This is a genomic window from Burkholderia sp. Cy-637, from assembly GCF_011753175.1.
Taxonomy (GTDB): Bacteria; Pseudomonadota; Gammaproteobacteria; order Burkholderiales; family Burkholderiaceae; genus Burkholderia; species Burkholderia gladioli.
This window is the reverse complement of record NZ_VWWC01000320.1, coordinates 1-3,318: the sequence shown is the minus strand read 5'-3', so window position 1 is coordinate 3,318 and position 3,318 is coordinate 1. Positions and strand designations below refer to the sequence as shown.

General features: G+C 72.5%; 3 protein-coding genes and 1 pseudogene. All 4 read left to right on the top strand.

Annotation, left to right across the window (positions count from 1 at the left end):
- On the top strand, window positions 1-966 hold a 966-nt coding region (locus tag F3J10_RS34990), incomplete at its 5' end, for an ABC transporter substrate-binding protein (RefSeq protein WP_167243993.1).
- 5 nt (window positions 967-971) lie between these two features.
- Window positions 972-2,090: an ABC transporter permease subunit gene (locus F3J10_RS34985; RefSeq protein ID WP_167243992.1), complete on the top strand. Its 1,119-nt coding sequence runs from the start codon at window positions 972-974 to the stop codon at window positions 2,088-2,090.
- A complete protein-coding gene (locus tag F3J10_RS34980; RefSeq protein ID WP_167243991.1) occupies window positions 2,084-3,094 on the top strand; it encodes an ABC transporter ATP-binding protein in 1,011 nt (336 codons plus the stop codon). Before F3J10_RS34985 ends, F3J10_RS34980 begins: the two co-directional genes overlap by 7 nt.
- A 36-nt stretch (window positions 3,095-3,130) precedes the next feature.
- A pseudogene (locus tag F3J10_RS34975) lies at window positions 3,131-3,318 on the top strand (cytochrome c); the annotation flags it as partial.

Sequence of the window (3,318 nt, the reverse complement as noted above, 5' to 3'; positions counted from 1 at the left end):
GCCGGCGCCGCCGCGCTGGCGGGCGCCGCGCTGGCGCTGGGCCGCAGCGCCTGGTCGGCGCCGCCGCTGCGCAAGCTGAAGTTCGCCTGGAACCAGACCGCCTTCTGCCTCACGCCGATCGTGGTCGCGCAGGAGCGCGGCATCTTCGAGAAGAACGGCCTCGCGGTCGAGCTGGTGAACTACTCGGGCTCGACCGACCAGTTGCTCGAATCGATCGCGACCGGCAAGGCCGACGCGGCGGTGGGCATGATCCACCGCTGGCTCAAGCCGCTCGAGGCCGGCTTCGACGTGAAGATCATCGGCAGCTCGCATGGCGGCTGCGTGCGCCTGCTGGGCGCCAACAAGGCCGGCGTCACCTCGCTGGCCGCGCTCAAGGGCAAGACCATCGGCGTGAGCGACCTGGCCTCGCCCGGCAAGCACTTCTTCGCGATCCTGCTGGCCAGGCACGGCATCGACGCCGAGCGCGACGTCGCCTGGCGCCAGTACCCGGCCGACCTGCTCGGCACGGCCGTCGACAAGGGCGAGATCCACGCGATCGCCGACGGCGACCCGAACCTCTACCTGCTGGAGAAGCGCAGCCCCGGCCAGTACACGCAGCTCGCCAGCAACCTCTCCGACGAGTACCAGCACAAGGTCTGCTGCGTGATCGGCGCGCGCGGCGAGCTGGTGCGCAACGACCGGCCGGCCGCCGCCGCGCTGGCGCGCTCGATCGTCGAGGCCACCGACTACACGCGCGAGAACCCCAACGAATCGGCCCGGCTGTTCGCGAAGTACACGCCCAAGGTCAGCCCCGAGGACCTGCGCAAGCTCTACGCGACGCTGACCTACGAGCATCATCCGACCAATGTCGACCTGCAGCAGGAGATCGCCTTCTATGCCGACGATTTCCGCCGCATCGGCGTGATGCGCAAGTCGACCGATCCGCAACGCTTCGCGCAGACGGTCTACGCCAACGTACTGGGCTGAGGATCATGTCCACGCTCGACTCCACCCCGCTCGACCGGCACGCCGCGCGGCAGCCGGCTGCGGCGACAGCCCAGACCACCACCGAAACGCCGACCGGCAAGCCGGCCGCGCCAGCCTGCTCCGCCTGCACCGCCGACACGTCGGCGGCCGCGCGCGAGTCGTTCGTCTGGGGCACGGGCCTGATCGCCGCGCTGGCCTGGACGACCTTCGGCGCCGTCGCCTGTCTCTGGCCGAACCGCGTGGTGGGCTTCGCCGACTGGGCCTATACCGAGGAAATCGGCCTCGCCGGCTGGGCCGTCGCGGCCTTGCTGGCGCTGCTGGCGATCGCGGGCCGCCTGCTCGCGCCGGGCCGCGCGCTGGTGGCGCGCCTGCAACCGGCCGGCCCCTGGCTGGCCGCGATCGCGCTGCTGCTGGCCGCCTGGGAAATCGCCACCGCCAAGACCGGCTGGCTGCCCACGCCCTTCTTCGCGCCGCCGCAGGCGCTGATCGAGGTCTACCTCGACGATGCCCCGCGGCTGGCCGGCAGCGCGCTCAACTCGCTGAAGCTGCTCGGCGTGGGCGTGGCCACGGGCGCCGCGATCGGCTTCCTGGTGGGCGTCTCGGTCGGCTGGTCGCGCGCGATCGGCTATTGGGTGCATCCGGTGCTGCGCGTGCTCGGGCCGCTGCCGGCCACCGCCCTGCTGCCGCTCGCCTTCTACCTGTTCCCCTCGAGCTGGTCGGCCGCGGTGTTCCTGATCGCGCTGGCTACCGGCTTCCCGGTCGCCGTGCTGACCTGGTCGGGCGTGGCCGGCGTCGGCAAGGCCTATTACGACGTGGCCCGCACGCTCGGCGCGAATTCGCGCTTCCTGGTGCTGCGGGTGGCGATTCCCGGCGCCCTGCCGCAAGTCTTCGTCGGCCTGTTCATGGGGCTGGGCGCCTCCTTCACGGTGCTGGTGGTGGCCGAGATGATGGGCGTGAAGTCCGGCCTCGGCTGGTACCTGACCTGGGCCCAGGGCTGGGCCTCCTACACCAACATGTACGCGGCGCTGATCGTCATGGCCCTGCTGTTCTCGGGCCTCATCACCCTGCTGTTCGCGCTGCGCGACCGCGCGCTCGCCTGGCAGAAAGGAACCGTCAAATGGTGAGCCCCGCCACGCTGTCCCCGGCGCCCGCCGCACGCGGCGCCGATACGCCGATCGAAGCCGCGCGTCACGCGGACAGCACGCGCCGCGCCGATGTCGAGAGCCATGCCGATGCGCCGCGCCACGACGATGCCGAGCGCTATGCCGATGCGCCGCGCCATGTCGATGCCGAGCGCCACGTCGATGCGACACGCCACGCCGAAGCCGAGCGCCATGCCGATGCGACACGCGGCGACGATGCCTCGACCGTCGCCGGCGCGCGCATCGACATCCGCCATGCCAGCCACTGGTTCGATACCCCGAAGGGGCCGCTGCACGTGCTCGACGACGTCTCGCTGTCGGTCGCGCCGGGCGAGTTCGTCGCCCTGCTCGGGCCCAGCGGCTGCGGCAAGTCCACCCTGCTGCAGCTGGTGGCCGGCCTCGAGCCGGCCACGCGCGGCTCGATCCGGCAGGACGGCAAACCGATCGAGCGGCCCGATCCGTCGCGCATCGTGGTGTTCCAGGACCCGACGCTGTATCCGTGGCGGCGCGTGCGCGCCAACGTGGCGCTCGGGCTCGATGCGCGCGGCCTGGCCCGGCGCGAGCGGCACCGCGTCGACGAGGAACTGGCGCGCGTCGGCCTGAGCGAGTTCGCCGACGCGTTTCCGCACCAGCTCTCGGGCGGCATGGCGCAGCGCGTGGCGCTGGCGCGCGCGCTGGTCAACGATCCGCAATTGCTGGTGCTCGACGAGCCGCTCGGCAAGCTCGATTCGCTCACGCGCCTGACCATGCAGAGCGAGCTGGTCGCGCTGTGGCGGCGCGCGCGCTTCTCGGCCCTGCTGGTCACGCACGACGTGGAGGAAGCGCTGTTCCTCGCGCAGCGGGTGGTCGTGTTCGGGCCGCGCCCGGCGCGGATCCTCGCCGAGCTCGAGGTCGACCTGCCCTATCCGCGCCATCGCGGCGACCCGCGCCTGGCGGAGTTGCGCCGCACCGCGCTCGCCCATCTCGGCCTCGATGCGAGCTGGTAGCGCGCGCGGCGAGCGGGCCCGCGAGCTGTCGTCGCGATGAGCCTGGCGGCACCCGAGGCCTGGCTCAATCCGCTGCTCGCCACGCTGCACGAGGCCCAGGTCCTGCTCGGCGCGCTGGCCGACCGGCTCGGGCTGGCCGGCGACAGCCACGGCCAGCCGGCCTGGCCCTGGGCGCGGCGCGTGGCGACCGAGACGCTGGCGATCGACCGCGGCCTGGCGCGCCG